The 24,238-nt window shown below is 73.6% G+C and carries 27 protein-coding genes and 1 pseudogene; 18 read left to right on the forward strand and 10 right to left on the reverse strand.

All coding sequences use genetic code 11. From position 1 onward, the window contains the following. Complete coding sequence (locus AB0H21_RS26380; RefSeq protein ID WP_358521425.1) at positions 1-759, reverse strand: class I SAM-dependent methyltransferase; 759 nt, start codon at positions 757-759, stop codon at positions 1-3. Between the two features lie 47 nt (positions 760-806). Here AB0H21_RS26380 and AB0H21_RS26385 point away from each other — a divergent pair, with 47 nt between their 5' ends. Together AB0H21_RS26385 and AB0H21_RS26390 are read left to right on the forward strand one after the other, a co-directional pair. After that, positions 807-1,049, forward strand: coding sequence for an ATP-binding protein (locus tag AB0H21_RS26385; RefSeq protein WP_358521428.1), 243 nt, complete (start codon positions 807-809; stop codon positions 1,047-1,049). Positions 1,050-1,115: 66 nt separating this feature from the next. Further along, positions 1,116-2,099 carry a tyrosine-type recombinase/integrase gene (locus tag AB0H21_RS26390; RefSeq protein WP_358522017.1) on the forward strand — a complete coding sequence of 328 codons (984 nt, stop codon included), beginning with the start codon at positions 1,116-1,118 and terminating at the stop codon, positions 2,097-2,099. A gap of 68 nt (positions 2,100-2,167) precedes the next feature. Here the strand turns inward: AB0H21_RS26390 and AB0H21_RS26395 are convergent, their stop codons facing one another. Together AB0H21_RS26395 and AB0H21_RS26400 are read right to left on the reverse strand one after the other, a co-directional pair. Continuing rightward, positions 2,168-2,662 (reverse strand): ribosomal protein L7/L12, encoded by a 495-nt coding sequence (locus AB0H21_RS26395; RefSeq protein ID WP_358521431.1) that lies wholly within the window; start codon positions 2,660-2,662, stop codon positions 2,168-2,170. Between the two features lie 45 nt (positions 2,663-2,707). Then, entirely contained in the window at positions 2,708-3,106 is a 399-nt protein-coding gene (locus AB0H21_RS26400) for a RidA family protein (protein ID WP_358521434.1), read from the reverse strand. Positions 3,107-3,349: 243 nt separating this feature from the next. On the opposite strand from AB0H21_RS26400, the gene AB0H21_RS26405 reads away from it, so the two are divergent. Both AB0H21_RS26405 and AB0H21_RS26410 read left to right on the forward strand, forming a co-directional pair. After that, a complete protein-coding gene (locus AB0H21_RS26405) occupies positions 3,350-4,369 on the forward strand; it encodes a tyrosine-type recombinase/integrase (protein ID WP_358521436.1) in 1,020 nt (339 codons plus the stop codon). Positions 4,370-4,626: 257 nt separating this feature from the next. Further along, positions 4,627-5,220 carry a LysE family translocator gene (locus AB0H21_RS26410; RefSeq protein ID WP_358521438.1) on the forward strand — a complete coding sequence of 198 codons (594 nt, stop codon included), beginning with the start codon at positions 4,627-4,629 and terminating at the stop codon, positions 5,218-5,220. Between the two features lie 53 nt (positions 5,221-5,273). Here the strand turns inward: AB0H21_RS26410 and AB0H21_RS26415 are convergent, their stop codons facing one another. The 4 genes from AB0H21_RS26415 to purB form a co-directional block, all read right to left on the reverse strand. After that, complete coding sequence (locus AB0H21_RS26415; RefSeq protein ID WP_358521441.1) at positions 5,274-5,546, reverse strand: helix-turn-helix transcriptional regulator; 273 nt, start codon at positions 5,544-5,546, stop codon at positions 5,274-5,276. Positions 5,547-5,819: 273 nt separating this feature from the next. Beyond that, positions 5,820-6,863: a DUF4037 domain-containing protein gene (locus AB0H21_RS26420; protein ID WP_358522020.1), complete on the reverse strand. Its 1,044-nt coding sequence runs from the start codon at positions 6,861-6,863 to the stop codon at positions 5,820-5,822. Positions 6,864-6,970: 107 nt separating this feature from the next. Then, the gene (locus AB0H21_RS26425) at positions 6,971-7,207 is read right to left on the reverse strand and encodes a GNAT family protein (RefSeq protein WP_358521444.1); all 237 of its coding nucleotides are present in this window, start codon (positions 7,205-7,207) and stop codon (positions 6,971-6,973) included. Between the two features lie 61 nt (positions 7,208-7,268). Further along, positions 7,269-8,699, reverse strand: coding sequence for an adenylosuccinate lyase (gene purB / locus AB0H21_RS26430; protein ID WP_358521446.1), 1,431 nt, complete (start codon positions 8,697-8,699; stop codon positions 7,269-7,271). Between the two features lie 227 nt (positions 8,700-8,926). On the opposite strand from purB, the gene AB0H21_RS26435 reads away from it, so the two are divergent. From AB0H21_RS26435 to AB0H21_RS26450, 4 genes are all read left to right on the forward strand, one after another. Then, positions 8,927-9,376, forward strand: coding sequence for a MarR family transcriptional regulator (locus tag AB0H21_RS26435; RefSeq protein WP_358521449.1), 450 nt, complete (start codon positions 8,927-8,929; stop codon positions 9,374-9,376). A gap of 13 nt (positions 9,377-9,389) precedes the next feature. Beyond that, positions 9,390-10,193 (forward strand): SDR family oxidoreductase, encoded by an 804-nt coding sequence (locus tag AB0H21_RS26440; protein WP_358521452.1) that lies wholly within the window; start codon positions 9,390-9,392, stop codon positions 10,191-10,193. Between the two features lie 157 nt (positions 10,194-10,350). Beyond that, a complete protein-coding gene (locus AB0H21_RS26445; RefSeq protein WP_358521454.1) occupies positions 10,351-11,334 on the forward strand; it encodes an aldo/keto reductase in 984 nt (327 codons plus the stop codon). A gap of 289 nt (positions 11,335-11,623) precedes the next feature. Continuing rightward, a complete protein-coding gene (locus tag AB0H21_RS26450; protein ID WP_358521457.1) occupies positions 11,624-12,118 on the forward strand; it encodes a universal stress protein in 495 nt (164 codons plus the stop codon). 157 nt (positions 12,119-12,275) lie between these two features. On the opposite strand, the gene AB0H21_RS26455 is transcribed toward AB0H21_RS26450, so the two are convergent. After that, on the reverse strand, positions 12,276-13,289 hold the full coding sequence (locus AB0H21_RS26455; protein ID WP_358521460.1) for a WYL domain-containing protein: 1,014 nt from the start codon (positions 13,287-13,289) through the stop codon (positions 12,276-12,278). A 55-nt stretch (positions 13,290-13,344) separates the two neighbouring features. Between AB0H21_RS26455 and AB0H21_RS26460 the strand changes: the two genes are divergently transcribed. Both AB0H21_RS26460 and AB0H21_RS26465 read left to right on the forward strand, forming a co-directional pair. Continuing rightward, positions 13,345-14,097 carry a DeoR/GlpR family DNA-binding transcription regulator gene (locus AB0H21_RS26460; protein WP_358521463.1) on the forward strand — a complete coding sequence of 251 codons (753 nt, stop codon included), beginning with the start codon at positions 13,345-13,347 and terminating at the stop codon, positions 14,095-14,097. Positions 14,098-14,102: 5 nt separating this feature from the next. Then, positions 14,103-15,419: an MFS transporter gene (locus AB0H21_RS26465; protein WP_358521465.1), complete on the forward strand. Its 1,317-nt coding sequence runs from the start codon at positions 14,103-14,105 to the stop codon at positions 15,417-15,419. Positions 15,420-15,606: 187 nt separating this feature from the next. Here AB0H21_RS26465 and AB0H21_RS26470 read toward each other — a convergent pair whose 3' ends face one another. Then, positions 15,607-16,350 (reverse strand): hypothetical protein, encoded by a 744-nt coding sequence (locus tag AB0H21_RS26470; protein ID WP_358521468.1) that lies wholly within the window; start codon positions 16,348-16,350, stop codon positions 15,607-15,609. Positions 16,351-16,424: 74 nt separating this feature from the next. On the opposite strand from AB0H21_RS26470, the gene AB0H21_RS26475 reads away from it, so the two are divergent. From AB0H21_RS26475 to AB0H21_RS26510, 8 genes and pseudogenes are all read left to right on the forward strand, one after another. Further along, a complete protein-coding gene (locus tag AB0H21_RS26475; protein WP_358521470.1) occupies positions 16,425-17,453 on the forward strand; it encodes a MoxR family ATPase in 1,029 nt (342 codons plus the stop codon). Next, positions 17,450-18,448, forward strand: a complete 999-nt coding sequence (locus AB0H21_RS26480) for a DUF58 domain-containing protein (protein ID WP_358521473.1) — start codon at positions 17,450-17,452, stop codon at positions 18,446-18,448. Before AB0H21_RS26475 ends, AB0H21_RS26480 begins: the two co-directional genes overlap by 4 nt. Continuing rightward, on the forward strand, positions 18,445-19,392 hold the full coding sequence (locus AB0H21_RS26485) for a VWA domain-containing protein (protein ID WP_358521475.1): 948 nt from the start codon (positions 18,445-18,447) through the stop codon (positions 19,390-19,392). Before AB0H21_RS26480 ends, AB0H21_RS26485 begins: the two co-directional genes overlap by 4 nt. Positions 19,393-19,458: 66 nt before the next feature. Continuing rightward, positions 19,459-20,070, forward strand: a pseudogene (locus AB0H21_RS26490) (methyltransferase); the annotation flags it as partial. 109 nt (positions 20,071-20,179) lie between these two features. Then, positions 20,180-20,740 carry an RNA methyltransferase gene (locus AB0H21_RS26495; protein ID WP_358521478.1) on the forward strand — a complete coding sequence of 187 codons (561 nt, stop codon included), beginning with the start codon at positions 20,180-20,182 and terminating at the stop codon, positions 20,738-20,740. A gap of 105 nt (positions 20,741-20,845) precedes the next feature. Beyond that, positions 20,846-21,649, forward strand: a complete 804-nt coding sequence (locus AB0H21_RS26500; protein ID WP_358521481.1) for a glycerophosphodiester phosphodiesterase — start codon at positions 20,846-20,848, stop codon at positions 21,647-21,649. A gap of 50 nt (positions 21,650-21,699) precedes the next feature. Then, entirely contained in the window at positions 21,700-23,046 is a 1,347-nt protein-coding gene (locus AB0H21_RS26505; protein ID WP_358521484.1) for an MFS transporter, read from the forward strand. A gap of 171 nt (positions 23,047-23,217) precedes the next feature. Further along, complete coding sequence (locus AB0H21_RS26510) at positions 23,218-23,562, forward strand: RNA polymerase-binding protein RbpA (RefSeq protein WP_358521487.1); 345 nt, start codon at positions 23,218-23,220, stop codon at positions 23,560-23,562. 131 nt (positions 23,563-23,693) lie between these two features. Here the strand turns inward: AB0H21_RS26510 and AB0H21_RS26515 are convergent, their stop codons facing one another. Next, complete coding sequence (locus AB0H21_RS26515) at positions 23,694-24,203, reverse strand: FxsA family protein (protein WP_358521490.1); 510 nt, start codon at positions 24,201-24,203, stop codon at positions 23,694-23,696. Between the last annotated feature and the right edge of the window lie 35 nt (positions 24,204-24,238).

A 24,238-nucleotide genomic window follows, 5' to 3' on the forward strand; every position in this document is an offset into this window, starting at 1 on the left:
TCAGGCGGGTTTGCGGGCGTCGATGAGGAAGCGGGTCGAGTGCGCGACGAAGGGGCCGTCGGCCGCGATCCTTTCGTGCAGCGCCCGCAGGCGGGTGAGGTGCTCCTCGGCCGTGAAGCCGGGGACGATCCAGATGACCTTCCGCAGGAAGTAGACCACGGCCCCGACGTCGTGGAACACCATCCGCAGGCGCTGGAACCGCAGGTCCGCCACCCTGAGGCCCGCCGCCTCGGCCGACGCCCGCGCGGCCTCGGGGTCACGGGCGTGCGGGCCGGGCCGCGGCCCGAGGAACCACTCGGTCAGCTCCCCCGCCGACGCCGGCCCGACCTGCTGCGAGAAGTAGGCGCCGCCCGGGCGCAGGACCCGCGCGATCTCCTCCCACCAGGTGGACACCGGGTGACGGCTGGTCACCAGGTCGAAGACCCCGTCGGCGAACGGCAGCCGCTCGCCGTGGGCGTCCACGACCGCCACCCCGCGCGGGCGCAGGCTCTCGGTCGCGCGGGCCAGGTTCGGCGGCCAGGACTCGGTGGCCACGGTCAGCGGCGGCAGCAGCGGGACCCCCGCGAGCACCTCGCCTCCACCGGTGTCCAGATCGAGCGCCGCGGACGCGCGCGCCATCCGCTCCGCCAGCAGCCGCGCGTACCCCCACGACGGCCGCTCCTCGGTCGCCCGCCCGTCCAGCCAGGAGAAATCCCACCCGTCGACCGAAACCGCCGCGGCCTCGGCCACCATGTCGTCGAACGCGCGATCGCCACCCATGCCCCCAGCCTGACCTCCGAGCCCCCGTTGATCAAGTCGAGTCCACGGTGAAAGAGTGCCGCTTCACCCGTTTGGAGGAGGCCCGGCGCCGCGACCCCTCCGGCAGCGGCCTCGGCCTCGGCATCTCCCGCGAGATCGCCGAGTCGCACGACGGCACCCTCGTCATCGAGGACTCCCCGCGCGGCGCCCGGTTCGTCCCGAGACTTCCCCTCGTGGAGGACGAGATCCTCCCACCTGCGACGCCTTCCGGCGGCGTGTCTTCGGCCCGCTCGCACGGGTTTGATGCATAATCGCAGCACTTCTAACGAGGTCCGAGAACCGGAGGCGCCGTGGATGATCACGTCCCCCTGGTGCTGATGCGGCTGCCGGAGGCCGCGGCCGAGTTCCTGTCGTCCCTTCGGGCCAAGAAGCTCTCGCCGCACACCCTCGCCGGGTACGAACGCGATCTGCGCCTGGTGGCGGGGGCCGCCGCGGACGTGGCGGGCGTGCCGGTGGAGGACCTGGAGGTGCGCGCGCTGGGCGGGCGCCTGGTGCGGGCGGCGTTCGCCGAGTTCGCCGAACCGCGCTCCGCGGCGAGCGTCAACCGGGCGTGGAGTGCCTGGAACCAGTTCCTGACGTTCTGCGTGGCCGAGGGGATGCTGGAGGGCAACCCGATGGCGGCGGTGCCCCGGCCCAAGCAGCCCGCCAAGGCGCCCAAGCCGCTGCTGGGCGACGGCTCGGCGTCGGCGACGCTCCTGGAGCGGATCGCGGCCGGCGCCCGCGAGTCCCGCGACCCGTGGGTGGAACGCGATCTGGTCGTGCTGGCACTGGCGCTGGTGACCGGCATGCGCTCGGCCGAGCTGCTGAGCCTCACGCTGGGGTCGATCGGCGGGGCCGAGGGCGACCGGCGGATCCAGGTGGTCGGCAAGGGAGGCAAGACCCGCTCGCTTCCGATCGAACCGCCCATCGAGCACCTCATCGACGCCTACCTGAGCAGCAGGCTCGGCCGGTTCGGGCTGACGACGCTCCCCCGGTCGGCCGCGCTGCTCGTCGACACCCGCAACGAGCCGCTGCGGCGCGGCGGGCTGCAGTATCTGGTGCGCCAGTGCTACCGGTACGCCGGGATCCACGACCGGGTGCAGAAGGGGACGCTGGTGCACGCGCTGCGGCACGAGTTCGCCACGCGACTGGCCGAGCGGGGCGCCTCGGCGCACGAGCTGATGGAGCTGCTCGGCCACTCGTCGATCGTGACAGGGCAGGCGTACGTCGCCTCGACGGCGCGCGAGGTGCGCGGCGCGGCGCGCGCGAACCCGGCGTACGGGGTACTGGAGGGCCTGCGGCCGTCCGGCGACCGCCCGTGACGACGACGCGGAGCCGCCCGGCCGCCCGTGACGAAGTTCTGGGGTGCCAGGACCGCCCGTGACGGGGGTCAGAGCTGCCGGACGAACGCCTCGGCTTCCTCCTGGCCCATGCCGGTCTCGCCGCGCACGAGGAAGACGGCCTGATCGGTGCGACCGTCGGCCTTCAGGCCGCGCGCCCGCGTGGCCAGGTCGCCCCGCGGAGGCCCCGCGGGCGCGTCGGCGATCGGAGGCCGAGCGGGCATGCGGAGCAGGCGGGCGACGGCCGGCGGCACGGGACGCCCCTCCGCCACGGCCTCGACGTAGTCCTTGGCGTCCTTGAGCCCGATGCCCGTGCGCTGCCGGACCAGCTTGATCGCGTGGATCTTCTTCCCCTGCGCGGTCAGGGCGTAGGCCTGGCGCCCAAGGTCGTCCAGGTTCGGCGGCGCGGAGCGCTCGTCCCACGCGGAGATGTACGACGGGCCGGAGCTGCTCGTGCCCCGGCGCGCGAGACCGAACATCACTCCCAGCAAACCGCCCGCGACGACGAGGAGAACCAAGATCTCCAGCCATCCGATGCCAAACATGCCTGGATCCTAGTGCTTCGGACGCTCCCGTCGCGGGCTCGGTGGTCAGGGGATGACGGCTGTGGCGGTGATCTCCACCATCTGGCCGGAGTAACCGAGGAACGAGACGCCGAGCAGGGTCGAGGTGTGCGGGCCCGCCGACAGCTCGGACGCCTGGACGACCTCCCAGACGCTCAGCAGGTCCTCGTGCCGGGTGGTGGCGACGTAGATGGTGCTGGCGACGACGTGGGACAGGTCGCTGCCGACGGCGCGCAGGGCGGTCTCCAGGTTGCCGAGCACCTGGCGGGTCTGGGCGGCCGGGTCGCCTGGGCCGACGAGCCTGCCCTCGGCGTCCATCGGCACGGCCCCGGCCATGAACGCCAGACGCTCCCCCGTCTCGACCACGGCGGCGTGCGCGTACCCCGGAGGCGGCAGCAGGCCGGGGACGATGGTGCGAAGCGTCATGACGGTCCTCCACGCGGGCGGCGGGGCCCGCCACCGGGGCGGGCATGGGCACGGAGGGCCCATGATGTCCGGGACGCGCGGCGGGTGTCATCCGGTTTTTCCGCCCTCGTTCCGGCCCCCGGCGATCCCGCGACCGCGATCCGGCGGCCGGTTCGCGCGTGGGGCACGGGATTGTCGGTGCGAGGGGGTACGGTCGGCGTGATCCATACCGGGAAAGGGATCGGAAAGGACCGGAGCTGATCGATGCGCCCCGCCGAGCTGACGCGAATCACCGTCGAGGAGTCCACCGACCGATATGTGGAGCTGGTCCGCGCCAAGACCGTGACCGGGGCGCTGTCCCCGGCGACGGCGGAGGTCTACGCGCGCGACGTCGCGACGTTCTCGGCGCTGGCGGGCCCCGGCCAGGTGCTGGACGACCTGACGGGCGAGGACGTCGACGCAGTGCTGCTGGCGTTCGCCCGCAAGCCGGACGGCCGCCGCACCTCCCCCGGCGGCGAGTCGCAGAGCGCCTCCTCGCAGTCACGGTTCCGGCGCTCGGTGTCGGCGTTCTTCAAGCACGCCACGTTGTCGGGGTGGGTGCAGGTCAACCCGATGACGGCGGTGACGGTGACGGCCAAGGAGCGCGGCGGGCTGCGCGCCGAGCGCCGCGCGCTGACCCGTGAGCAGGCGCAGGGCCTGGTGGGGGCGGCGCGGTCGCTGTCGTCGTCCGAGCCCGAGCCGCGCGGGCGGCGCGACCAGCGCATGGAGGCGCGCGACGCGCTGATCGTCCTGCTGCTGTCCACCCTCGGCCCGCGCGTGTCGGAGCTCGTGCGGGCCAACGTCGAGGACTTCTACACCAACGACGGCGTGCGCTACTGGCGCATCTTCGGCAAGGGCGGCCGCACCCGCGACGTGCCGCTCCCGGCCGACGTCGCCGAGGCGCTGGATGCGTACCTGTCGCGCGGCCGCCCGGCGACGGCCGAGAAGGCGCTGCTGCTGTCGTGGCGGGGCAGGCGGCTGGCGCGGGGGGACGTCCAGGCGGTCATCGACCGCGTCCAGCGGCACGTGGACCCCTCCCAGCGGCGCTCGGTGACGCCGCACGGCCTGCGGCACACCACCGCCACCCACCTGCTGGCCGACGCCGTGGACATGGACGCGGTGCGCCGCGTGCTCGGGCACAGCGACCTGGCGACGCTGGGCCGCTACCGCGACGAGCTGCCCGGCGAGCTGGAGGTCGCGATGCGCACCCATCCCCTGCTGCGCCGCCCGCCCGCCGCCGGGTGACGACGGCGGCGCGGCTCGGGGTGCCGCCGACGTCGCCATGGGTCCGCTGTCGCGGGCCGGTGGTGGTCACACGGTGGTGGTCACACGGTCGTGGCCGCAGTCGTGGTCGTGGTCGTGGCCTTGACAGGGGCCTTGAGCGGGAAATGTCGGGATTTACTCCTTTGCCTCACTGCATATCCGGTTACATGGGGCCCACGAGACGGGATGATGGGGGCGTGTGGTCGATGCTCGTGTCCTTCGCGGTTGTTGCAGGTCTGATGACCATCGTTCCCGGGCTGGACACGGCCTTGGTGCTGCGGTCGGCGGTGACCGCGGGCAGGCGGCACGCCTTCGCGACGGCGCTCGGCGTCAACACCGGCGTGCTGGTGTGGGGCGCCGCGGCGGCCGTGGGCGTCTCGGCGCTGCTGACCGCCTCCGAGCTGGCCTACTCCGCGCTCCGGTACGCGGGCGCGGCGTACATGGTGTGGCTGGGCGGGGCGATGCTGTGGCGGGCCCTGCGCGGCGGAGGCCAGGGTCACGCGCGGCCGGACGGCACGGACAATCGGGAGGGCGGGGCCGGACGGGCCTGGATGCGCGGCCTGGCGACCAACCTGCTGAACCCCAAGGTCGGGGTCTTCTACGCGGCGCTGCTGCCCCAGTTCATGCCCGAGGGCGTGCCGCACCTCGCGGCGGGCGTCCTGCTGGCGCTGGTGCACAACCTGGAGGGCATGGCGTGGTTCACCGTGCTCATCCTGGTCACCGGGCTGGCGCGGCGTGTGCTCTCCAGGCCGGCGGTGCGCCGCGCCATGGACGGCCTGACCGGCACCGTGCTCGTCGGCTTCGGCCTGCGCCTGGCCCTGTCGCGCCGGTAGCGTCCCGGCCGCCACGCCGTTGTCTCCAGGCGCCGCGCGAGGCCGCGGCCCGCTCAGCCGGCCAGGCGGCCGTGGCGGGCGGAGTGGTCGGCGCAGACGGCGGCGAGCGCGTCCAGGGAGATGCCGAGGGCCTCGGCCAGGGCCGAGACGGTGAAGAAGGCGGGCGTGGGGATGCGCCCGGTCTCGATCTTGCGCAGGGTCTCGGCGGAGATTCCGGCGGCGGTCGCCACCTCGGCCATGCTGCGGTCGCCGCGCGCCTGCCGCAGCAGGGAGCCGAGCAGTTCGCCGCGCTCGCGTTCAGGGCCGGTCAGCGGGATTCGCACCATGCCCCTCATAGTACCGCGATAACAATACCGGTATTTCTATTGGCCCCGACGGGTGGGCGCTGCGCACCATCGACGGCAGCCGCGCGGCGCACGTGGAGCACACCGTGGCCATCACCGACGAATGAGCGATGACGTCCACGCCGGAGTCGCCGGCGTGGACGACGAGCTGATCCGCCCGCTCGTCCACGATCGCTGGTAGTCCGTCCGTCCACGTTCTCCGGCCGCCCGCACGCGTGCGCGGCGGGCCGGCCCTCGTCGCCCCCCGGCGGCGGGTCACTCCGGGGCGTGGACGGCGCGGGCGAGCCTCAGCGAGCCGGTGGAGTCGGACAGGACGTCGGTGCTGTCGCAGAACTGGTCGACCGTCCCCACCGGAGCCAGCGAGCCGACCTCCGGGCCGGCGCCGGCCAGCAGCGCGTCGGCGAACCGCTCGGCGCCGATCACGCGGAACGGCCGGTCGAAGTAGGGGCGCACAGACGGGTCGAGTGGCTCGGTGAGCGCCAGCCGGTTGTGCAGGCCGGCCACCCGCTCGTACGCGCGGCACAGGTGCTCCTCGCGGGCGCGCCAGCCGCGCGCGGACAGCGCCGCCGCGAACGTCTCCCCGAGCTCCGCCGAGCCGGGCAGCCGGGCGAACGCGCTGCCCAGCCACTTGGCGTACGGCGGGTAGCGGCGGCGCATCAGCAGGCACAGCCGCATCAGGTCCTCGACCAGGCGGGCCGTGACGATCACCGAGCCGAGGTCGTCGCCCACCTCGCCGCAGCGGCCGGGGAAGCTCTCGATCCTGGCGACGCGCCGCCACTGGCACGCCAGCACGTACCGCCACAGTTCCGGCGGGTACCAGCGCAGGTTGGCGCGGGCGCGGCCGAGTTCGCCCAGGCCGTCGTGGAACACCTCGCCGCTGGTCGTCTCGGCCAGGCGCTGCCACGAGACGCCCAGCCAGTCGGCGGTGGTGATCTCGCCGCGCGGGTCGAAGCCGAGCCGGGACCGCGCCCAGGATCCGAAGCCGGTGACGACGACCCCGTGCCGCGCCGGGTTGCGGTCGGATCCGAACATGGTGGGATATCCGCGGAACCGCTCGGGCAGCGCCTCCGGCAGCCGCGCGGCGATGCCATCGGCGAGGGAGGGTTCCACGAAGACCAGGACCCGTGGCCCCCAGTCGTGGTCGGCGGAACGTTCGGTGTCGAAGGCGAGCACCTCCGAGCCGGGGCCGATGAGGGCGGCGCCGTGGGGCACCTCGCCGAGGAGCGGCCTGACCACCTCCGTGTAATAGGCACGCGACAACTCGCGGCCGGGCACGAAACCAGAAGCGAAATCGGACATCACTCAATAACTGTGCATCGCGGATCTGCGGCGTTCACCTGGTTTTCCGGGCGACGGCGACCGGCGCGTATCCGACGCCCGCGCGCGACGTGAGCGCGATCGCCGGATCAGGCGACGTGGGCGGCGGCCATCGGCCGGTGGCGCAGGCCGAGGCGTTCGTACAGGCGGATCGCCGCGTGGTTCCACGAGTGGACCATCAGGGCCACCCGCCCCTGCTCGGTCGGCAGGACGCCGATGAGGAACCGGCACACCGCCGCCGCGTGCCCCTTGCCCTGCTCGGCCGGGGCCGTCGCAGCGCCGGACACGAAGATCGCACCCCGGCGGCCATGCCCTGCGCCGCCCACACCATGGGGAGGTCGTCCCCGGACGCCGAGACGACGTCGCCCGCCCGGTACAGCTCGCGGATCACAGAATGGCGCCCGGACGGTAGGCCGCCGCCTCCGGATGCCGCGCCACGACCGCGCCCACCCGGGACACGACCTCGGCGACCTGCGCGGCCGCCGCGCCGGTGAACGGCGCCGGGTCGGCCAGCAGCGCCCGCAGCGCGGGGAGGTCCAGCGGGAACCGCTCGTCTGCGGCCAGCCGGTCCAGCAGCGTGTTGTCCGCGCCGGTCTCACGCATCGCCAGCGCCGCCGCCACCGCGTGCTCCTTGATCAGCTCGTGCGCGGTCTCCCGCCCGACCCCGGCGCGCACGGCCGCCATCAGCATCTTCGTCGTCGCCAGGAACGGCAGGTAGCGCTCCAGCTCGGCCTCGATCACGGCCGGGAACGCGCCGAACTCGGAGAGGACCGTCAGCATCGTCTCGACCAGCCCGTCGAAGGCGAAGAACGCGTCGGGCAGCGCCACCCGGCGCACCACCGAGCAGGAGACGTCCCCTTCGTTCCACTGGCCCCCGGCGAGCTCGCCCGCCATCGAGGCGTACCCGCGCAGGATCACCGTCAGGCCGTTCACGCGCTCGCAGGAGCGGGTGTTCATCTTGTGCGGCATCGCGCTGGAGCCGACCTGGCCCGCGCGGAACCCCTCGGTGACCAGCTCGTGCCCCGCCATCAGCCGGATGGTCTTGGCCAGGCTCGACGGCGCCGCCGCGAGCTGGACCAGCGTCGTCAGCACCTCGTAGTCGAGCGAGCGCGGGTACACCTGCCCCACGCTGGTCAGCCCGGCGGAGAAGCCCAGGTGGCGGGCGACGCGGCCCTCGAGCTCCGCCAGCTTGCCCGCGTCGCCGCCGAGCAGGTCCAGCATGTCCTGCGCGGTGCCGACGGGGCCCTTGACGCCGCGCAGCGGGTAGCGGGCGATCAGCTCCTCCAGCCGCGTGAACGCCACCAGCAGCTCGTCGGCGGCGGTGGCGAACCGCTTGCCCAGCGTCGTCGCCTGCGCCGCCACGTTGTGTGAGCGCCCGGCCATGACCGTGCCGGAATGGGCGGCGGCCAGGTCCGCGAGCCCGGCGAGCAGCGCCACGCACCGGTCGCGCACGAGGAGCAGGCTGTCGCGGATCTGCAGCTGCTCGACGTTCTCGGTCAGGTCGCGGGAGGTCATGCCCTTGTGCACGTGCTCGTGCCCGGCCAGGTCGTTGAACTCCTCGATGCGGGCCTTCACGTCGTGACGGGTCACCCGCTCGCGCTCGGCGATCGAGGCCAGGTCGACCTTCCCGAGCACGGCCTCGTAGTCATCCGCCACGCCGGGCGGCACGGGCACGCCCAGGTCGGCCTGCGCGCGCAGGACGGCCAGCCACAGCCGCCGCTCGGCCACCACCTTGTGCTCGGGAGACCACACCTGGGCCAGCTCGGGCGAGGCGTAGCGGGCGGCCAGGACGTTCGGGATGCGCGGCTTGACGGTCACGTTGCCTCAGTCTATGGGGACCGGCGGCCCCGGCCGCGCACAGGGCCGCCGCGTGGCGGCCGGGCCCATGACGTGGACCCCGTATCGGTCGAGGCGTGGGTGGACGCAGGTCAAAGGCGTCACCATGGCACGGTAAGTTTGGACAACCCTAACACTTCGCGATATACGAATATTTAGCAGGACTGTGAACACCTGGTAACCTGCGCTCGCGACGCCGGAAGGTGAACGTGGACGAGAGAGAAGAGCTCATCGCTCGCATCGAAGAGGACCAGCACGCCCTCGGGCGCCTCTTCACCCACGACAGGTCCATGCCGCTGCTCACGCTGAACCTCACGATGCAGCAGCTCAAGGTCGTCCTCATCCTCGCCGGCCGCGGCTCGGCCTCCGGCCAGGAGCTCGCCCACGCCCTCGGCACCGGCCTCGGCACCGTCACCGGCATCGTGGACCGCCTCGTCGCCCAGGGCCTGGTCTCCCGCCACGAGGACCCCAACGACCGCCGCGTCCGGCGGATCCGCCTCACCGACGCGGGCGTCCGCATGACCGAGGAGCTCGCCGACGCCGGGCCCGCCGGCTACCGCCGCCTGCTCGACGCCCTCGACCTCGACACCCTGCGCCAGCTCGAACACGTCATGGGAAAGCTCCGGGAGGCCGCCACCGGTCTGATCGACACCGGGTGATACCTTCCGCTCCATGAGCGCGCCCGACGACCCGGCGGCCCCGGCCGGCTCCTATCTCGACCGGCTCTTCTCCCTCTCCGGGCGCACCGCCCTGATCACCGGCGGCAGCTCGGGCATCGGCCTCGCCATGGCAGAGGCGATCGGGCGCGCCGGAGCCGCCGTGGTCATCGTCGCGCGCAGGCACGCCGAGCTCGCCCAAGCCGTCGCCACCCTGCGCGGCCACGGCGTGCGCGCCGACTCCATCTCCGCCGACCTCGCGGACGCCGGCGCCGTCCAGGACGTCTGCGCGCGGGCCGCCTCCTTCTTCGGCGAGATCGACATCCTCGCCAACGTCGCCGCCAACAACATCCGCCGCCCCATGGCCGAGCTCACCCCCGCCGACCACGACCTCACCATGCGGGTCAACGTCACCGCCCCCTACATGCTCGGCCAGCACTTCGGGCCGCGCATGGCGGCCCGCGGGTGGGGCCGCATCATCAACGTCGGCTCCCAGCAGTCGATCAGCGCGTTCGGCGACAGCGGCGTGTACGGGGTGAGCAAGGCCGCCATCGCCGGGCTGACCCGCTCGCAGGCCGAGGCCTGGTCGCGGCACGGCGTGTCGGTGAACACCGTCGTCCCCGGGTTCGTCCTCACCCCGCTCACCGCGCCCGCCCAGGCCGTCCCCGGCCGCGTGGAGGCGCTGGCCGCCCGCTCGATGACCGGCCGCAACGGCCTTCCGTCCGACTTCGCGGGCGCCGCGGTGCTGCTCGCCGGGGACGGGGCCGCCTACATCACCGGCCAGATCCTGTACGTCGACGGCGGCTTCTCGGTGTACTGACGCCCTGTTCACCGCCGCCTGTCGTGCGCTTCTGTGGGGTAGAGGAGGGGCTGCCCCCCCGGGCCCTTTACAACGTAGATCATTGACGTATTTGACCTGGAGCGCACTCCAGCACGAAGACTTCGGTCACAAGCGAGAGCATCAAGGAGAACCACGTATGAAGCAGAGAACCCTCGGCCAGGGCCTCACCGTCTCCCCTCTCGGCCTCGGTTGCATGGGAATGAGCGAGTTCTACGGGGCCGGCGACGAGGCGGAATCCCTCGCGACCCTGCACCGCGCCCTCGACCTCGGCGTCACCTTCCTGGACACCGCCGACATGTACGGCCCCTTCACCAACGAGCGACTCGTCGGGAAGGCGATCGCCGGGCGCAGGGACGAGGTCGTGCTGGCCACGAAGTTCGGCGTCGAGCGCGGCCCGGACGGCTCCATGCGCGGGATCAACGGCCGGCCCGACTACGTGCGGCGGGCCTGCGACGCCTCCCTCCAGCGGCTCGGCGTCGACCACATCGACCTGTACTACCAGCACCGCGTCGACCCGGCCGTCCCGGTCGAGGAGACCTGGGGCGCCCTCGCCGAGCTGGTCGCCCAGGGCAAGGTGCGCCACCTCGGCATCTCCGAGGCCGCGCCCGCCGTGGTGCGCCGCGCGCACGCCGTCCACCCGATCACCGCGGGGCAGTACGAGTACTCGCTGTTCACCCGCGACCCCGAGGACGAGATCATCGCCACCTTCCGGGAGCTCGGCATCGGGCTGGTCGCCTACAGCCCGCTCGGCCGCGGGTTCCTCACCGGCGCGATCACCAGCGCCGACCAGTTCCAGGCCGGGGACTTCCGCGCGGCCAACCCCCGCTTCCAGGGCGAGAACTTCGCCGCCAACCGGGAGCTGGTCGTCCGGATCGAGCGGATCGCCGAGGCCAAGGGCGTCACGCCCGCGCAGCTCGCGCTCGCGTGGGTACTGGCGCAAGGCGAGGACGTCGTGCCGATCCCGGGCACCAAGCGGCGTGCCTACCTGGAGCAGAACGTCGCCGCCCTGGACATCGCCCTCACCGCCCAGGAGCTGGCCGGCCTGGAGGAGGCCGCCCCGCGCGGCGCGGTCGCCGGCGAGCGCTACCCCACCGCCGCCCTCCCCCGGATCACCTCCTGACCTGTTCCGGGCGCGGCTGTGTTCTGGAGGAGGAAGGAGGAAGGGGTGAGGGACGAGCCCCTTCCGAGTGACGACGGAAGAACGCCGCCTCCGGGGCGCCTCGAACCGCCGTGCCGGAGGCGCGCGCCATAGGCACAGCTCCCCGCGCGCCGGACGGGCGCGCGGGGGCGTGTCGCGGGGGATAGAGGCGTACCGTGTGTCCGGTGATGTCGGATTTAATGCTGTTTTTCCCGGGCCTTTGGCGGGACGTCACTTCGCGGGGGCGATGCTCGGTGGGGAGGAGGTTCCCGTGAGCCAGAAGACGACCCCGCCACGCATCGTCGTGGGCGTGAACCACTCCCCCGCCGCGACCGCCGCGCTGCGCTGGGCCCTCGGCGAGGCCAGGCTGCGGGGCGCGGTGATCGAGGCCGTCCACGCCTGGCAGTGGTCGGGCCAGCACCGGGCGTCGTACGCGCCGATGGGAACCTGGCGTTCCCACGACGAGGAGTACCAGGCGGCGCGCGAGCGGACGCGGCGCATCGTCGCGGAGGTGCTGCCGTCCACCGAGCCCGTCGTGGCGCACGGCCCGCCCGCCCAGGTGCTGCTCGCCCACGCCGAGGACGCCGACCTGCTCGTCCTCGGAATCCGCAGCCCGTCGCCGGGCGCGCCCGCCTCGGCGACGCCCGTGCTGGCCGCCTGCGTCATGGGCGCACGCTGCCCGGTGGTCGTGGTGTCCACCGAGATGGCCCCCGCTCCGGAGTTCGACCCCCGCCGCGTGACGCTGAGCGGCGCCCCCACCCGCTGACGCGGCGACTGCGCCCCTCCTGTCATGGCTTGTGGGTGAACGACCACTTCTGGACACCGCCGGGCACTTCTCAGCCGCACGGTTCGCGCCTACCGTGGGCTCACCCCGGACACGCTCGGGCCCCGGCGCGACGGCGGCGCGCCGGGGCCGGGCGGCCTCAGCGGCCGTGGTCCAGCGGCTCGGGCTCGCGCGGTGAGCCCGCCTCGTACAGGGCGGCCATCTCCCGGATCGCCGAGACCATGAGCTCGCGCAGCTCGGGCGGGCCGAGCACCTCCAAGCTCGCGCCCATGCGCAGCAGCAACCAGGGGGCGTGCCGGACCGACTCGATCGGCAGCCGCAGCACCCTCCAGCCGTCCTCTCCCGGCGGCCCGGCCGTCGCCAGGGCCGCCTCGACGGGACGCGTGCCCGCCGTGAAGCGCAGCATCTCCTCGGCGCCGGGGGCGAGGCGCACGGTGGCCTCGTACGGGTACATGCGCTCACGGAAGTCCTCGGAGTAGTCCTGCCAGAACTCCGCCAGGTCGAAGCCCTCGGGGCGGGTGAAACGGGCGGACAGGGCCTCGGCGGAGATGATGCGCGAGACCCGGTAGGTGCGCGGCCCGGCGTCTTGCGGGGCGGCGATCATGTACCAGGACCCGCCCTTCAACACCAGCCCGTACGGCCGGACCTGCCGGGTGACCTCGGCGGGACCCCAGCGGCGGTACAGCATGCGGATCTCGCGACCCTCCCAGACGGCGTCGGCGACCAGGCCCAGCAGCGGGACGTCGTCGGCGTCGCGGTACCACCCGGGGACGTCGAGCAGGAACCGCTCGCGCATGCGGGAGGCGTGCGAGCGCGGCTCGGGCGGCAGCGCGGCCAGCAGCTTGAGCTCGGCGGCGGCGGCCACGTCCGCCAGGCCCAGCTCGGCGGCGGGCCCGGGCAGCCCCGCCAGGAAGAGCGAGGACGCCTCCTCGGCGCTGAGCCCGTTGAGCCGGGTGCGGTACCCGTCCAGCAACCGGTAGCCGCCGGCGGGCCCGCGGTCGGCGTAGACGGGGACGCCGGCCGACGACAGCGCCTCCACGTCCCGGTAGACCGTGCGGATCGACACCTCCAGCTCCTGGGAGATCTCGGCGGCGGTCATCCGGCCGCGCGTCTGGAGGAGCAACAGCAGGGACAGCAGCCGGCTCGCACGCATAGGCCACAGTCTCCACGATTTGCCAACCTCACATGACAGATGTTCATATGAACGCATGGATCGTTTGCGTGCCATCATGGAAACCCTCATGACCTCGGACAGCGTGTCCGTCGCCGAGCTCGCCGCCGAGCACGGCGTGTCGGAGATGACCATCCGGCGGGACCTCGACGAACTGGCCCAGCAGGGGGTCGCCCGGCGGGTTCGCGGCGGGGCGCAGAGCCTGCTGCTGCGCGGCGAGGAGCCCCCCTTCGGCGTGCGCGAGCACGAGTCGATCGACGCCAAGCGCCGCATCGCCGCCGAGGTGACCGCACTGATCGCCGACGGCGAGGCGGTCGTGCTGGACGGAGGCACCACGGCCCTGGAGGTCGCCCGCGCCCTCCACGACCGCAGGGTCACCGTGCTCCCACTGTCGCTGCAGTCGATCCAGGCCCTAGCGGACGCCCCCCGCGTGCGGCTGGTGCTGCCCGGCGGCGAGGTCCGCCGCGGCGAGCTGAACGTCACCGGGCCGCTCACGGTCGGCACCATCGGCGGGCTGCGCTTCGACACCGCGGTCATCGGCTGCTGCGGCCTGTCCGCCGAGCACGGGATGACCGCCCACGACCTCGCCGAGGTCGCGGTCAAGCAGGCCGCGATCGGCTCCGCGCGGCGCGTCATCGCCGTCGCCGACTCCACCAAGTTCCGCCAGACCGCGTTCGCCGCCGTCTGCCCCGCCTCCCGCCTCGACGTGCTCGTCACCGACTCCGGGATCCCCCGCGACCAGCACGACGCCCTCACCGCCGCCGGCGTGACCGTCCGCGTCGCCGCGTGAACGCCGTGACACGAACCCTCACCGGCGCCCGGTCCGACGCCGACGCCGCGCTGCGCCGCGCCCGCCTGGCCGTGTACGTCACCTTCGCGATCCCGGGCGTCGCCCTCGGCGTGTGGACCGCGCGCATCCCCGCCATCAAGGAACGGCTCGCGCTCGGGGACGGGCAGCTCAGCCTGGCCCTGCTGGCCGTCGCCGCCGGCGCGCTCGCCGGCATGCAGGTCATCGGACGGCTGGTCGACCGCCACGGCGGCGCGAACGTGATGGTGCCGCTCGCCTTCGCCCAGGCGGCGGTGCTGCTGCCGCCGGCCCTCATGCCGAATCTGATCGGCCTGGCGGCCTCGCTCGCCTTGTTCGGCGTCGTGCACGGCATGGTGGACATCGCGATGAACGCGGTCGCCGTCGAGGTCGAGCGCGCCTGGAGACGGCCGCTGATGTCCTCCTTCCACGCCGTCTTCAGCGTCGGCGGGTTCACGGGCGCGGCGATCGGCGGCCTGTTCGCCCACGCGGGCGTGGGACCGTGGCCGACGTTCGCCGCCACCGCCGCCCTGCTCGCGGTCCTGGCCGCCATCTGGTCCCGCCCGATCCTGCGCGCCATGCCCGCCGTGCGCGCCGCCGAGGCCGGTCAGGACGCGCCGCCCGGCCCCGTCGCGCCACCCGGACCCGCGGAATCACCGGAGACCGCCACGGCCGCCGAGACCCCGCTCGCCGCCGTACCCGGCCCGTCTGGAACGCCGGGGACGGCCGGGAAGGCACGGGCCGGCAGCGGAGCGCTGAGCGTGCTGTTCCTCGGCCTGCTCGCGTTCTGCTGCATGGTCGGCGAGGGCGCCTCCGCCGACTGGGGCTCGGTCTACCTGCGCGAGGACCTCGGCAGCTCCGCGGGCCTCGCCGCCGCGGCCTACGCGACCTTCTCGATCATGATGACCGCCGGGCGGCTGGCCGGGGACCGGCTCGCGGCGCGGTTCGGCCCGGTCGCGCTGGTGCGCTCCTGCGGGCTGCTCGCCGGCACCGGCTTCGCGGCGGCGCTGCTCGTGGGCCATCCCGTGGCCGGGATCATCGGGTTCGGCTGCTTCGGCGCCGGTCTCTCCTGCATCGTGCCCCAGGTGTTCTCGGCCGCGGGCAACCGCGACCCCGCGCGGGCGGGACGTGCGCTCGCCCGGGTGGCCGGCCTCGGGTACGCGGGCCTGCTCACCGGGCCCGTGCTGATCGGCGGCGCCTCCGAGGCGATCGGGCTGCCGCGCGCCCTGGCGATCCCGGCGGTCCTCGCCGTGTTCGTGGCCCTGGCGGCCCCAGCCGTGCGCGACGCCCGCGCGGCCCGCCGGTAGGGGCGGACCTCCCGGGACCGCGAGACGGTCCCGGGACGGAGCGGCCGGAGACCGCCGGCCGGCGTCCACCCGCTGCGCCACGTGGTGGACGCTCTCCTGGGTGGGCAGGCCGGTGCCGAGGTCGATGAACCGGCGGGTACCGGCGTTCGCCATGTGACGGACCGCGCGTCCGAGGAGCGGGGTGCGGTCAGATGTCCTGCTGCGGCTCGCCGGGCTCCGGGGGCGTCGTGCCGGAATCGTCCGGGGACGGGGAGGGCCACGGCTTGAGGGTGTCGTTCGGCGAGGGCACCGGCGGCGGCGTGGGCTGGAAGTAGGTGTTCGGCAGCGGCCGGGAGGGCGGCATGGTCTCGTCCTGGCGGCCGAGCATCAGCCAGAGGATGGCCCCGCTCAGCGTCAGCAGCGCGACCAGCGCCGACAGCGCGACCACCACCGCCCGCCGGGTCTCGGTCGGCGGCGGCGCGGGCGGCGGCGGCACCGGCAGCGCCGGCGCGCGGTCGCCCAGCCAGTACGGCACGAAGTCGGGCCCGTGCGTCTCGCCGATCAGCGTGCCGGTGACCAGCACCGACTCCAGGAACCACGCCGCGCCCGGGCCGCCGGGGACGTACGGCACGGCCACCCACGGCGCGGCGCCGCCGTCCATCGCGATCACCCGGGGCGCGCCCGCGGACCCCCGGCCGCGGGCACGGCCCAGCCAGCCGCGCACGCCGCCCCGCGCGGGCGAGGCCTGGCGTACCGCCATGAGGAACCGCTCGCGCGCCGCGGCGTCCAGCGCGGCGCCGCGGGTCAGCAGCGCGATCGACGCCACGCGGCCGTCGGAGTCCTGCCCGAGGTAGACGAACCCGGTGGGCAGGGCCTGCAGCCGCGCCTGCACGACGTACGCCCCCAGCCGGGGCGGGTCACCGTACTGCAGCGGAGTGGCCACGGTTGACATGAAAGCACACCAAGACACCCGGCTCACCGTGACGGTGCCGTGCACCTTTGGGCCGTGTTTGATGGAATGGCCGCATGACCGTTGCGGAAGAACGCAGTGACGGATCCGGACCGGACGACGGCGCCGACGCGGACCTCCGTCTGCTCCAGCAGTCCATCGCGGAGGTCCGGCGCGTGATCGTCGGCCAGGAGCACATGATCGAGAGGCTGCTGGTGGCGCTGCTGGCCCGCGGTCACTGCCTTCTGGAGGGCGTGCCCGGCGTCGCCAAGACCCTCGCGGCCTCGACCCTGGCCACGGTGGTCGGCGGCACCTTCGCCCGCATCCAGTTCACACCCGACCTGGTGCCGAGCGACATCGTCGGCACCCGCGTGTACCACCCCTCCAGCGAGAGCTTCGACGTCGAGCTCGGCCCCGTGTTCGTCAACTTCCTGCTGGCCGACGAGGTCAACCGGGCCCCGGCCAAGGTGCAGTCGGCGCTGCTGGAGGTCATGGCCGAGCGGCAGGTCACGCTGGCCGGGCGCACCCACCCGCTGCCCCGGCCGTTCATCGTGCTCGCCACCCAGAACCCCGTCGAGTCCGAGGGCGTCTACCCGCTGCCGGAGGTCCAGCGCGACCGGTTCCTGTTCCGGGTGCGGGTCCCGCACCCGACCGCGACCGAGGAGCTGGAGATCCTCCACCGCATGAGCGTCTCCCCGCCGCTGCCCGGCCGGGTGCTCGACCCGTCGCGGCTGATGTCCCTGCAGAAGCTGGCCGACCAGGTGTCGGTCCATCAGCTCGTCGCCGACTACGTCGTCCGCCTGGTCATGGCGACGCGCGCCCCCGCCGAGTACGGGCTGCGCGAGCTGGCCGAGGCGATCGAGGTCGGCGTCAGCCCCCGCGCCACCCTCGGCCTGGTCGCCGCCGGGCGCGCGCTGGCCCTGCTGCGCGGGCGCGACTACCTGCTGCCCGACGACGTGCGCGACGTCGCCGCGGACGTCATGGGGCACCGCCTGATGCTCACCTTCGACGCCCTGGCCGACGGCGTCGACCCCGAGTCCGTCGTCCGGCAGATCCTCTCGGCCGTGCCGCCCCCGCTCGTCGTCTGGAACCAGGCCCAGCGGTGACGGCCCCGCAGGCATCCGAGGACGCCCGGCCGCCCGGCGAATCGGGACGCGACCCCGAGCACGCCCTGCGGCGCCTGGAGCTGACCGTCGTGCGCCGCCTGGACGGCCTGCTGCACGGCCAGCACCAGGGCCTGCTGCCGGGCGCGGGCAGCGAGCTCGGCGACAGCCGCGTGTACGTCCCGGGGGAGGACGACGTGCGGCGCATGGACTGGGCGGTCACCGCCCGCACGACGGTCCCGCACGTCCGCGACCTGGTGGCCGACCGGGAGCTGGAGACCTGGGCCCTGGCCGACATGTCGCCCAGCATGGACTTCGGCACCGCCGCGATGGAGAAGCGCGACCTGGTCGTCGCCGCCGTGGGGGCGCTGGGCTTCCTCAGCAGCCGGGTCGGCGACCGGTTCGGCGCGCACGTCCTGCACGACGGGCACGTCCACCGCCTGCCGGCGCGGACCGGCCGCGCCGCGATGTACGCCCTGCTCCAGACGCTGATGGACGCCCCGCGCGGCACGCCGTCCCCCCTTCCCGCGACGACGCTGGCCGAGGCCGTGGAGGGGCTCGGCAGGGCGCACCGCAAACGGGGCCTGCGCGTGGTCGTGTCGGACTTCCTGGAGCTCGGCGAGGGCGGCGACGTCGCCACCGAGCGCCCGTGGGAGCGGCCCCTGCGCCGGCTCGCCGCCCGCCACCAGGTGCTCGCCGTGGAGGTCATCGACCCCCGCGAGCTCGAGCTCCCCGACGTCGGCCTGGTCGTGCTCACCGACCCCGAGACCGGGCGGACGCGCGACGTCCACCTCACCGCGAAGGTCCGCCGCGCCTACGCCGAGGCCGCCCACGCCCACCGCGAGGCCACCCGGCGCGCGCTGCGCCGCTGCGGGGCCGGTCACCTGGTGCTGCGCACCGACCGCGACTGGGTGTACGACATCGTCCAGTACGTCCTGAGATACCGCCGCACCGCGCACCTGGCCGGGCGGCACGCCGTCAGGAGGGCAGGCGCGTGATCTTTCTGTCTCCCGGCTGGCTGTGGCTGTTCGCGGCGGTGGCCCTCATGGCGGGGGCGTACGTGCTCACGCAGCTCGCCCGGCGCCGGTACGCCGTCCGGTTCACCAACCTCGCCCTGCTGAGCCTGGTCGCCCCCGAGCGGCCCGGCTGGCGCCGCCACGTGCCCGCCGCGCTGTTCCTGGTGATGATGAGCCTGCTGGTGCTGGGCGCGGCCCGCCCGGCGGACGCCACGCGCGTGCCCAGGGACCGCGCGACGATCATCGTCGCCGTCGACATCTCCCTGTCCATGGAGGCCGCCGACGTCACCCCCACCCGCCTGGTGGCCGCCAAGCAGGCGGCGCAGCAGTTCGTCAAAGACCTGCCCGAGCGGTTCAACGTGGGCCTGGTGTCCTTCGCCCGCTCGGCCGTGGTGGTCATCTCGCCCACGACCGACCACCAGGCGGTGATCACCGGGATCGGCAACCTCACCACGCGCCCCGGCACGGCCATCGGCGAGGCGGTGTTCAACTCGCTGGACTCGGTCCGCTCCTTCGACCAGCGCGCCGTCACCGACCCGCCGCCCGCGGCGATCGTGCTGCTGTCCGACGGCGACAACACCTCCGGCCGGTCGGTCAACGAGGCCGTCCAGGCCGCCGTGACGGCCCACGTGCCCGTCTCCACCATCGCCTACGGCACCCCGGACGGCACGGTCGCCATCGACGGCCGCGACGTGCAGGTGCCGGTGAACAAGGCCACCCTGCAGTCCCTGGCCGACGGCACCAGCGGGCGCGCCTACAGCGCCGAGTCCGGGGACGAGCTGCGGGACGTCTACAGCCAGATCGGCACCTCGCTGGGCTACCGGGTGGTCAACAAGGAGATCGGCCAGTACTTCACCATCGCGGGCGTGTTCGCCGGCCTGCTCGTCGCCGGGGCCGCGATGCTGCTCGGGACGCGCCTGCCCTGACCGGCGCGCGGGCCCGCCGGCGCCGCGGGATCGACCAGGCCCCCGCGGTTGGTAACGTCTCTGCACGTGACGTCCAAGTCCACGGGGGCACATTACTTCGAGGAGCGGCCCGGCGCGGCCGCCCGGCCGGGCACGGTCGAGGTCGTCCTGCCCGACCTGCATCTGCGCCTGGCCACCGACAGCGGCGTCTTCTCCCCCGGCCGTCTCGACCCGGGCACGCGCGTGCTGCTGGAGACGGTCCCGCCACCGCCCGCCCGCGGCGACCTGCTCGACCTCGGCTGCGGGTACGGGCCGATCGCGCTGACCATGGCCTCGCGCGCCCCGGAGGCGACCGTGTGGGCGGTGGACGTCAACCGGCGCTCGGTGGAGCTGTGCGCGCGCAACGCCCGGGCCGCCGGCCTTGACAAAGTAAGGTCGGTGCACGTGGACGAGGTGCCGCCGCAGGTGCGGTTCTCGGCCATCTGGTCCAACCCGGCGATCCGCATCGGCAAGCCCGCCCTGCACGCCATGCTGACCCGCTGGCTCGACCGGCTGATCCCCGGCGGCTCGGCCTACCTGGTCGTGCAAAAGCACCTGGGCTCCGACTCCCTGCAGCGCTGGCTCGGCGACCAGGGCCACCCGGTCACGCGGGTGGCGTCCCGGTCGGCCTACCGCGTGCTCAAGGTCGACGCCCGGCCGGGCCCCCGCGACGCCGCCACCGGCCCCGCGACCGGCGCCACCACCGACACCACCGACACCACCGACACCACCACCGACACCGCGACCGACGAGGAGCGATGAACGCCCGATGAGCGCAGGCACCCGCAGGCAGTTGCGCCCCACCGACGTCAAGCGGCTCAACCGCTCCTACCGGCGCGGCACCGCGAACCGGCTCTCGCTGATCCTGGAGTCGGTGACGGGCCCGTACAACGTCGGCTCGCTGTTCCGCACCGCCGCGGCGTTCGGCGCCGACGAGCTGTGGCTGGCCGGCAACGCCACCCCGCCCACCAACCCCAAGGTGCAGAAGACCGCGCTCGGCACCGACAGGCTGGTCTCCTGGCACGAGGCCGTCCCCGCCCTGGAGGCCGTGCGGGCCGCCAAGGACGACGGCTACACCCTGATCGCCGTCGAGCTGACCGAGGACGCCGTGCCCCTGCACCAGGCCCGCCTGGACCGGGACGTGTGCCTGGTGCTCGGCAGCGAGGACCACGGCTGCTCCCCCGCCGTGCTCGCGGCCGTCGACGAGGTCGTCTACATCCCGCAGGTCGGCCGGGTGGGCTCCTTCAACGTCGGCGTCGCCGGGGCCATCGTGCTCGCCGAGGCCCGCCGCCAGGAATGGGCCGCCGCCGGGGCCCCGTCCGCCGGCTGAGCCTCCCGCCGGGCCCGCCGCCCCGCACGTTTCGTGTCCGTTCGTAACCCAAATGTTCATTCGGTACGCTGACCTGACAGCCTTACACAGGGGATACTCCTGGTCGTGCAGCGCCGCTTCCCGTTCTTGGACCACCCGGGCCCGCTCGCCTTCGCCCACCGCGGCGGGGCCGCCGAGGGCCGCGAGAACACCATGGCCGCGTTCTCCCGGGCCGTCGATCTGGGGTACACCTACCTGGAGACCGACGCCCACGCCACGTCCGACGGCGTGCTGCTCGCCTTCCACGACCACACTCTGGACCGCGTGACCGACCGCCACGGCCGCCTGGCCGCGCTGCCCTACCGCGAGGTGCGCCGGGCGCGCATCGGCGGCGTCGAGGAGATCCCCCTGCTGGAGGACGTGCTCGGCACCTGGCCCGACGTGCGGGTCAACGTCGACGTCAAGGAGGCCCCGGCGATCGGCCCGCTCGCCGAGGCGATCCGCCGCACCGACGCCTACGACCGGGTGTGCCTGACGTCGTTCTCGGACATGCGCCTGGCCAGGGCGCGCATGGCGGTGGGCCGCCCGGTCTGCTCGGCGCTCGGCCCGCGTGGGGTCGCCAGGCTGCGCGCCGCGGCCATGGGCTCGGGGTACGGCCGCCTGCTCGGCGGGCTGGCCCGGCTCGGCGTCCCCTGCGCGCAGGTGCCGGTGGGCTTTCGCGGCATGCGGGTGACGACGCGCGCCCTGGTGCGCACCGCCCACGCGCTCGGCATGCAGGTGCACGTGTGGACGGTCGACGAGCCCCGCCAGATGGAGAGCCTGCTGGACCTCGGGGTGGACGGCATCATGACCGACAACATCTCGGGCCTGAGGGACGTCCTCGGCGCCCGGGGCCAGTGGCACCCCCGGCGGCCCGCCGCGCGGGCCTGACGCCTTCCACCGGCCCCCCTCACCCCCGTTTCGAGGCCAGGAGACCCCCGATGACCACGTCCATCGTCGCCGAGGACACCCCGAAGGCGCGCAAGCGCGAGCAGTGGGGCTGGTACTGGTACGACTTCGCCAACTCGGGGTTCCAGACCACGGTGATCACGGTCTTCCTCGGCCCGTACCTCACCGCGCTGGCCGAGAAGGCTGCGGGCGGCGAGAACGGCTTCGTCGCCTTCCTCGGCTTCGACATGCGCGCCAAGGCGTACTTCTCGGCGATCGTGACCATCTCGGTGGTCCTGCAGATCATCGTCATGCCGGTCGCCGGGGCGCTGGCCGACCACACGGGCCGCAAGAAGGAGCTGCTGGGCCTGTTCGCCTACCTCGGCGCGGCGGCGACGCTCTGCTTCTACTTCGTCGCGGGCGACGCCTACGTGCTCGGCGGGGCGCTGTTCGTGACGGCCAACGTGGCGTTCGGCGCGGCCATGGTCGTCTACAACTCGTTCCTGCCGCAGATCGCCGGAGCCGACGAGCGCGACGCCGTGTCCTCGCGCGGCTGGGGGTTCGGGTACCTCGGCGGGTTCCTGCTGCTGGCCGTGAACCTGTACCTGTACCAGCGCAGTGGCATCGAGGAGGGCCTCGCGGTGCGCATCAGCCTGGCCTCGGCGGGCCTGTGGTGGGCCCTGTTCACGGTGATCCCGATGCTGCGCCTGCGCAACCGCCCGGTGGAGGGCCACGACGCCACGGTGGCCCAGGCCGTCGGCGGCAGCTTCCGCCAGCTCGGCCGCACCGTCGCCGGGCTGCGCCACTACCCGCGCACGCTGCACTTCCTGCTCGCCTACCTGATCTACAACGACGGCGTGCAGACGGTGATCTCGTTCTCGGCGACCTACGCCGACCAGGAGCTCGATCTGGGCAAGGACGTGCAGATCACCGCGATCCTCATGGTGCAGTTCGTGGCGTTCGGCGGGGCCCTGCTGCTCGGATGGCTCGGCTCGCGGTTCGGCACCAAGCGCACGGTGCTGGCCAGCCTGGTGGTGTGGACGGGCGTCGTCGGCGTCGCGTACTTCCTGGAGAAGGGCGCGGCCGTGCAGTTCTACGCCATCGCCTTCCTGATCGCGATCGTCCTCGGCGGGACGCAGGCGCTGTCGCGGTCGCTGTACTCGCTGGTGATCCCCCCGGGCCGGGAGGCGGAGTACTTCAGCCTGTTCGAGGTGAGCGACAAGGGGTCGGCCCTGCTCGGATCGCTCACGCTGACGGTGGCCCTGCAGATCACCGACAGCTACCGCGTGGCGATCCTGTCGCTGATGATCTTCTTCGTGCTGGGATTCGCGCTGCTGGTGGCCGTCAACCTGCCGAGGGCCGTGCGCGAGGCGGGCAACGAGGCGCCCGCGCACCTCTAGCGCCGGCCCGCCTGGGGGCGCCGCCGTCGGGGAGATGCCGAAAGATCACCTTTGCGGCATACGGAAAGCGCGATTGGATCACCCCCAGGGTGGGAATCCATCCACGGTATCAAGCGTTGTAAGCCGTGGAGACCCACCCCTCAGAACGGGGCCCTCAGGAGGCATTGAAATATGGGCGAGCGTGCACTTCGCGGAACCCGGCTCGGAGCCACCAGCTACGAGAACGACCGCAACACCGATCTGGCCCCGCGTCAGGAGGTGCCTTACACCTGCCCGAAGGGCCATCACTTCGACGTTCCCCTTGCCGCCGAGGCGGAGATCCCGGCGACCTGGGAGTGCCGCAACTGCGGCGCCACGGCCCTGAGAGTCGACGCCGAGCAGCCCCAGCAGAAGAAGGCCAAGCCGCCGCGCACCCACTGGGACATGCTGCTGGAGCGCCGCACGATCGAAGACCTCGAAGAGGTGCTCAACGAGCGCCTGGCGATCCTCCGGGCACAGCGGCGCAGGAGCGCCTGACCTCTCGAAACAGGCACGATAGAGGCCGGCACGGCGTCTCCGGTTCACCCGCACGGGTGACCGGGGGCGCCGTTCGTCATGTCCGGCCTTTCCTTCCCGGCCGTACTCATGGCTCTCGAGCCCGCCCGTGCTCATGCCCGGCCGTCCGCGCCCTCCTCCTCCAAGACCTGCCCGCGGACGACCCGGGACGAGCCGTGCGCGGCCCCGTCGGGCCCCGGGCCCCCGAATCCCCCGCCCCCGAACACCGCGCCGTACGGCGACCTCGCCGCCATCGCCCGCACCCGCCGCCCCAGGAACCAGGCCAGCGCCCGGCGCGCCGCCGGGCGGGTGAACGGCAGGACGAGGGCGAACCCGGCGACGTCGGTCAGGAAGCCCGGGGCGAGCAGCAGCGCGCCGCCCGTGACCAACAACGCGCCGTCGGCGAGCTCACGGTCGGGCATGCGGCCGGACTGCAGGGCCTGGTTCAGCGCCCGCCACGCGCGGCGGCCCTCCCGCCGCACCAGCCACGCCCCGAGAATGCTGTCGAGGATCAGCAGGCCGACCGTCTGCCAGCCGCCGATGACCTCGCCGATCTGGATGAGCGCCCAGATCTCCAGCACCGGCACGACCAGGAACGCGATGAACAACGCGACACGCAGCATGGCTCCACCATCATCTCGGGGCACCTCGTGCACCT

Origin of the sequence: Sphaerisporangium sp. NPDC051011, assembly GCF_040653595.1 — a bacterium.
GTDB lineage: Bacteria > Actinomycetota > Actinomycetes > Streptosporangiales > Streptosporangiaceae > Sphaerisporangium.

Excerpts from the sequence above, each read along its gene's own strand:
- AB0H21_RS26475 (WP_358521470.1), top strand. The coding sequence starts at position 16,425 with ATGACCGTTGCGGAAGAACGCAGTGACGGATCCGGACCGGACGACGGC.
- AB0H21_RS26470 (WP_358521468.1), bottom strand. The coding sequence starts at position 16,350 with ATGTCAACCGTGGCCACTCCGCTGCAGTACGGTGACCCGCCCCGGCTG.
- AB0H21_RS26400 (WP_358521434.1), bottom strand. The coding sequence starts at position 3,106 with ATGACGCTTCGCACCATCGTCCCCGGCCTGCTGCCGCCTCCGGGGTAC.
- AB0H21_RS26405 (WP_358521436.1), top strand. The coding sequence starts at position 3,350 with ATGCGCCCCGCCGAGCTGACGCGAATCACCGTCGAGGAGTCCACCGAC.
- AB0H21_RS26515 (WP_358521490.1), bottom strand. The coding sequence starts at position 24,203 with ATGCTGCGTGTCGCGTTGTTCATCGCGTTCCTGGTCGTGCCGGTGCTG.
- AB0H21_RS26510 (WP_358521487.1), top strand. The coding sequence starts at position 23,218 with ATGGGCGAGCGTGCACTTCGCGGAACCCGGCTCGGAGCCACCAGCTAC.
- AB0H21_RS26440 (WP_358521452.1), top strand. The coding sequence starts at position 9,390 with ATGAGCGCGCCCGACGACCCGGCGGCCCCGGCCGGCTCCTATCTCGAC.
- AB0H21_RS26455 (WP_358521460.1), bottom strand. The coding sequence starts at position 13,289 with ATGCGTGCGAGCCGGCTGCTGTCCCTGCTGTTGCTCCTCCAGACGCGC.
- AB0H21_RS26460 (WP_358521463.1), top strand. The coding sequence starts at position 13,345 with ATGGATCGTTTGCGTGCCATCATGGAAACCCTCATGACCTCGGACAGC.
- AB0H21_RS26495 (WP_358521478.1), top strand. The coding sequence starts at position 20,180 with ATGAGCGCAGGCACCCGCAGGCAGTTGCGCCCCACCGACGTCAAGCGG.
- AB0H21_RS26390 (WP_358522017.1), top strand. The coding sequence starts at position 1,116 with ATGCGGCTGCCGGAGGCCGCGGCCGAGTTCCTGTCGTCCCTTCGGGCC.
- AB0H21_RS26415 (WP_358521441.1), bottom strand. The coding sequence starts at position 5,546 with ATGGTGCGAATCCCGCTGACCGGCCCTGAACGCGAGCGCGGCGAACTG.
- AB0H21_RS26420 (WP_358522020.1), bottom strand. The coding sequence starts at position 6,863 with ATGTCCGATTTCGCTTCTGGTTTCGTGCCCGGCCGCGAGTTGTCGCGT.
- AB0H21_RS26380 (WP_358521425.1), bottom strand. The coding sequence starts at position 759 with ATGGGTGGCGATCGCGCGTTCGACGACATGGTGGCCGAGGCCGCGGCG.
- AB0H21_RS26445 (WP_358521454.1), top strand. The coding sequence starts at position 10,351 with ATGAAGCAGAGAACCCTCGGCCAGGGCCTCACCGTCTCCCCTCTCGGC.
- AB0H21_RS26505 (WP_358521484.1), top strand. The coding sequence starts at position 21,700 with ATGACCACGTCCATCGTCGCCGAGGACACCCCGAAGGCGCGCAAGCGC.
- AB0H21_RS26410 (WP_358521438.1), top strand. The coding sequence starts at position 4,627 with ATGACCATCGTTCCCGGGCTGGACACGGCCTTGGTGCTGCGGTCGGCG.
- AB0H21_RS26395 (WP_358521431.1), bottom strand. The coding sequence starts at position 2,662 with ATGTTTGGCATCGGATGGCTGGAGATCTTGGTTCTCCTCGTCGTCGCG.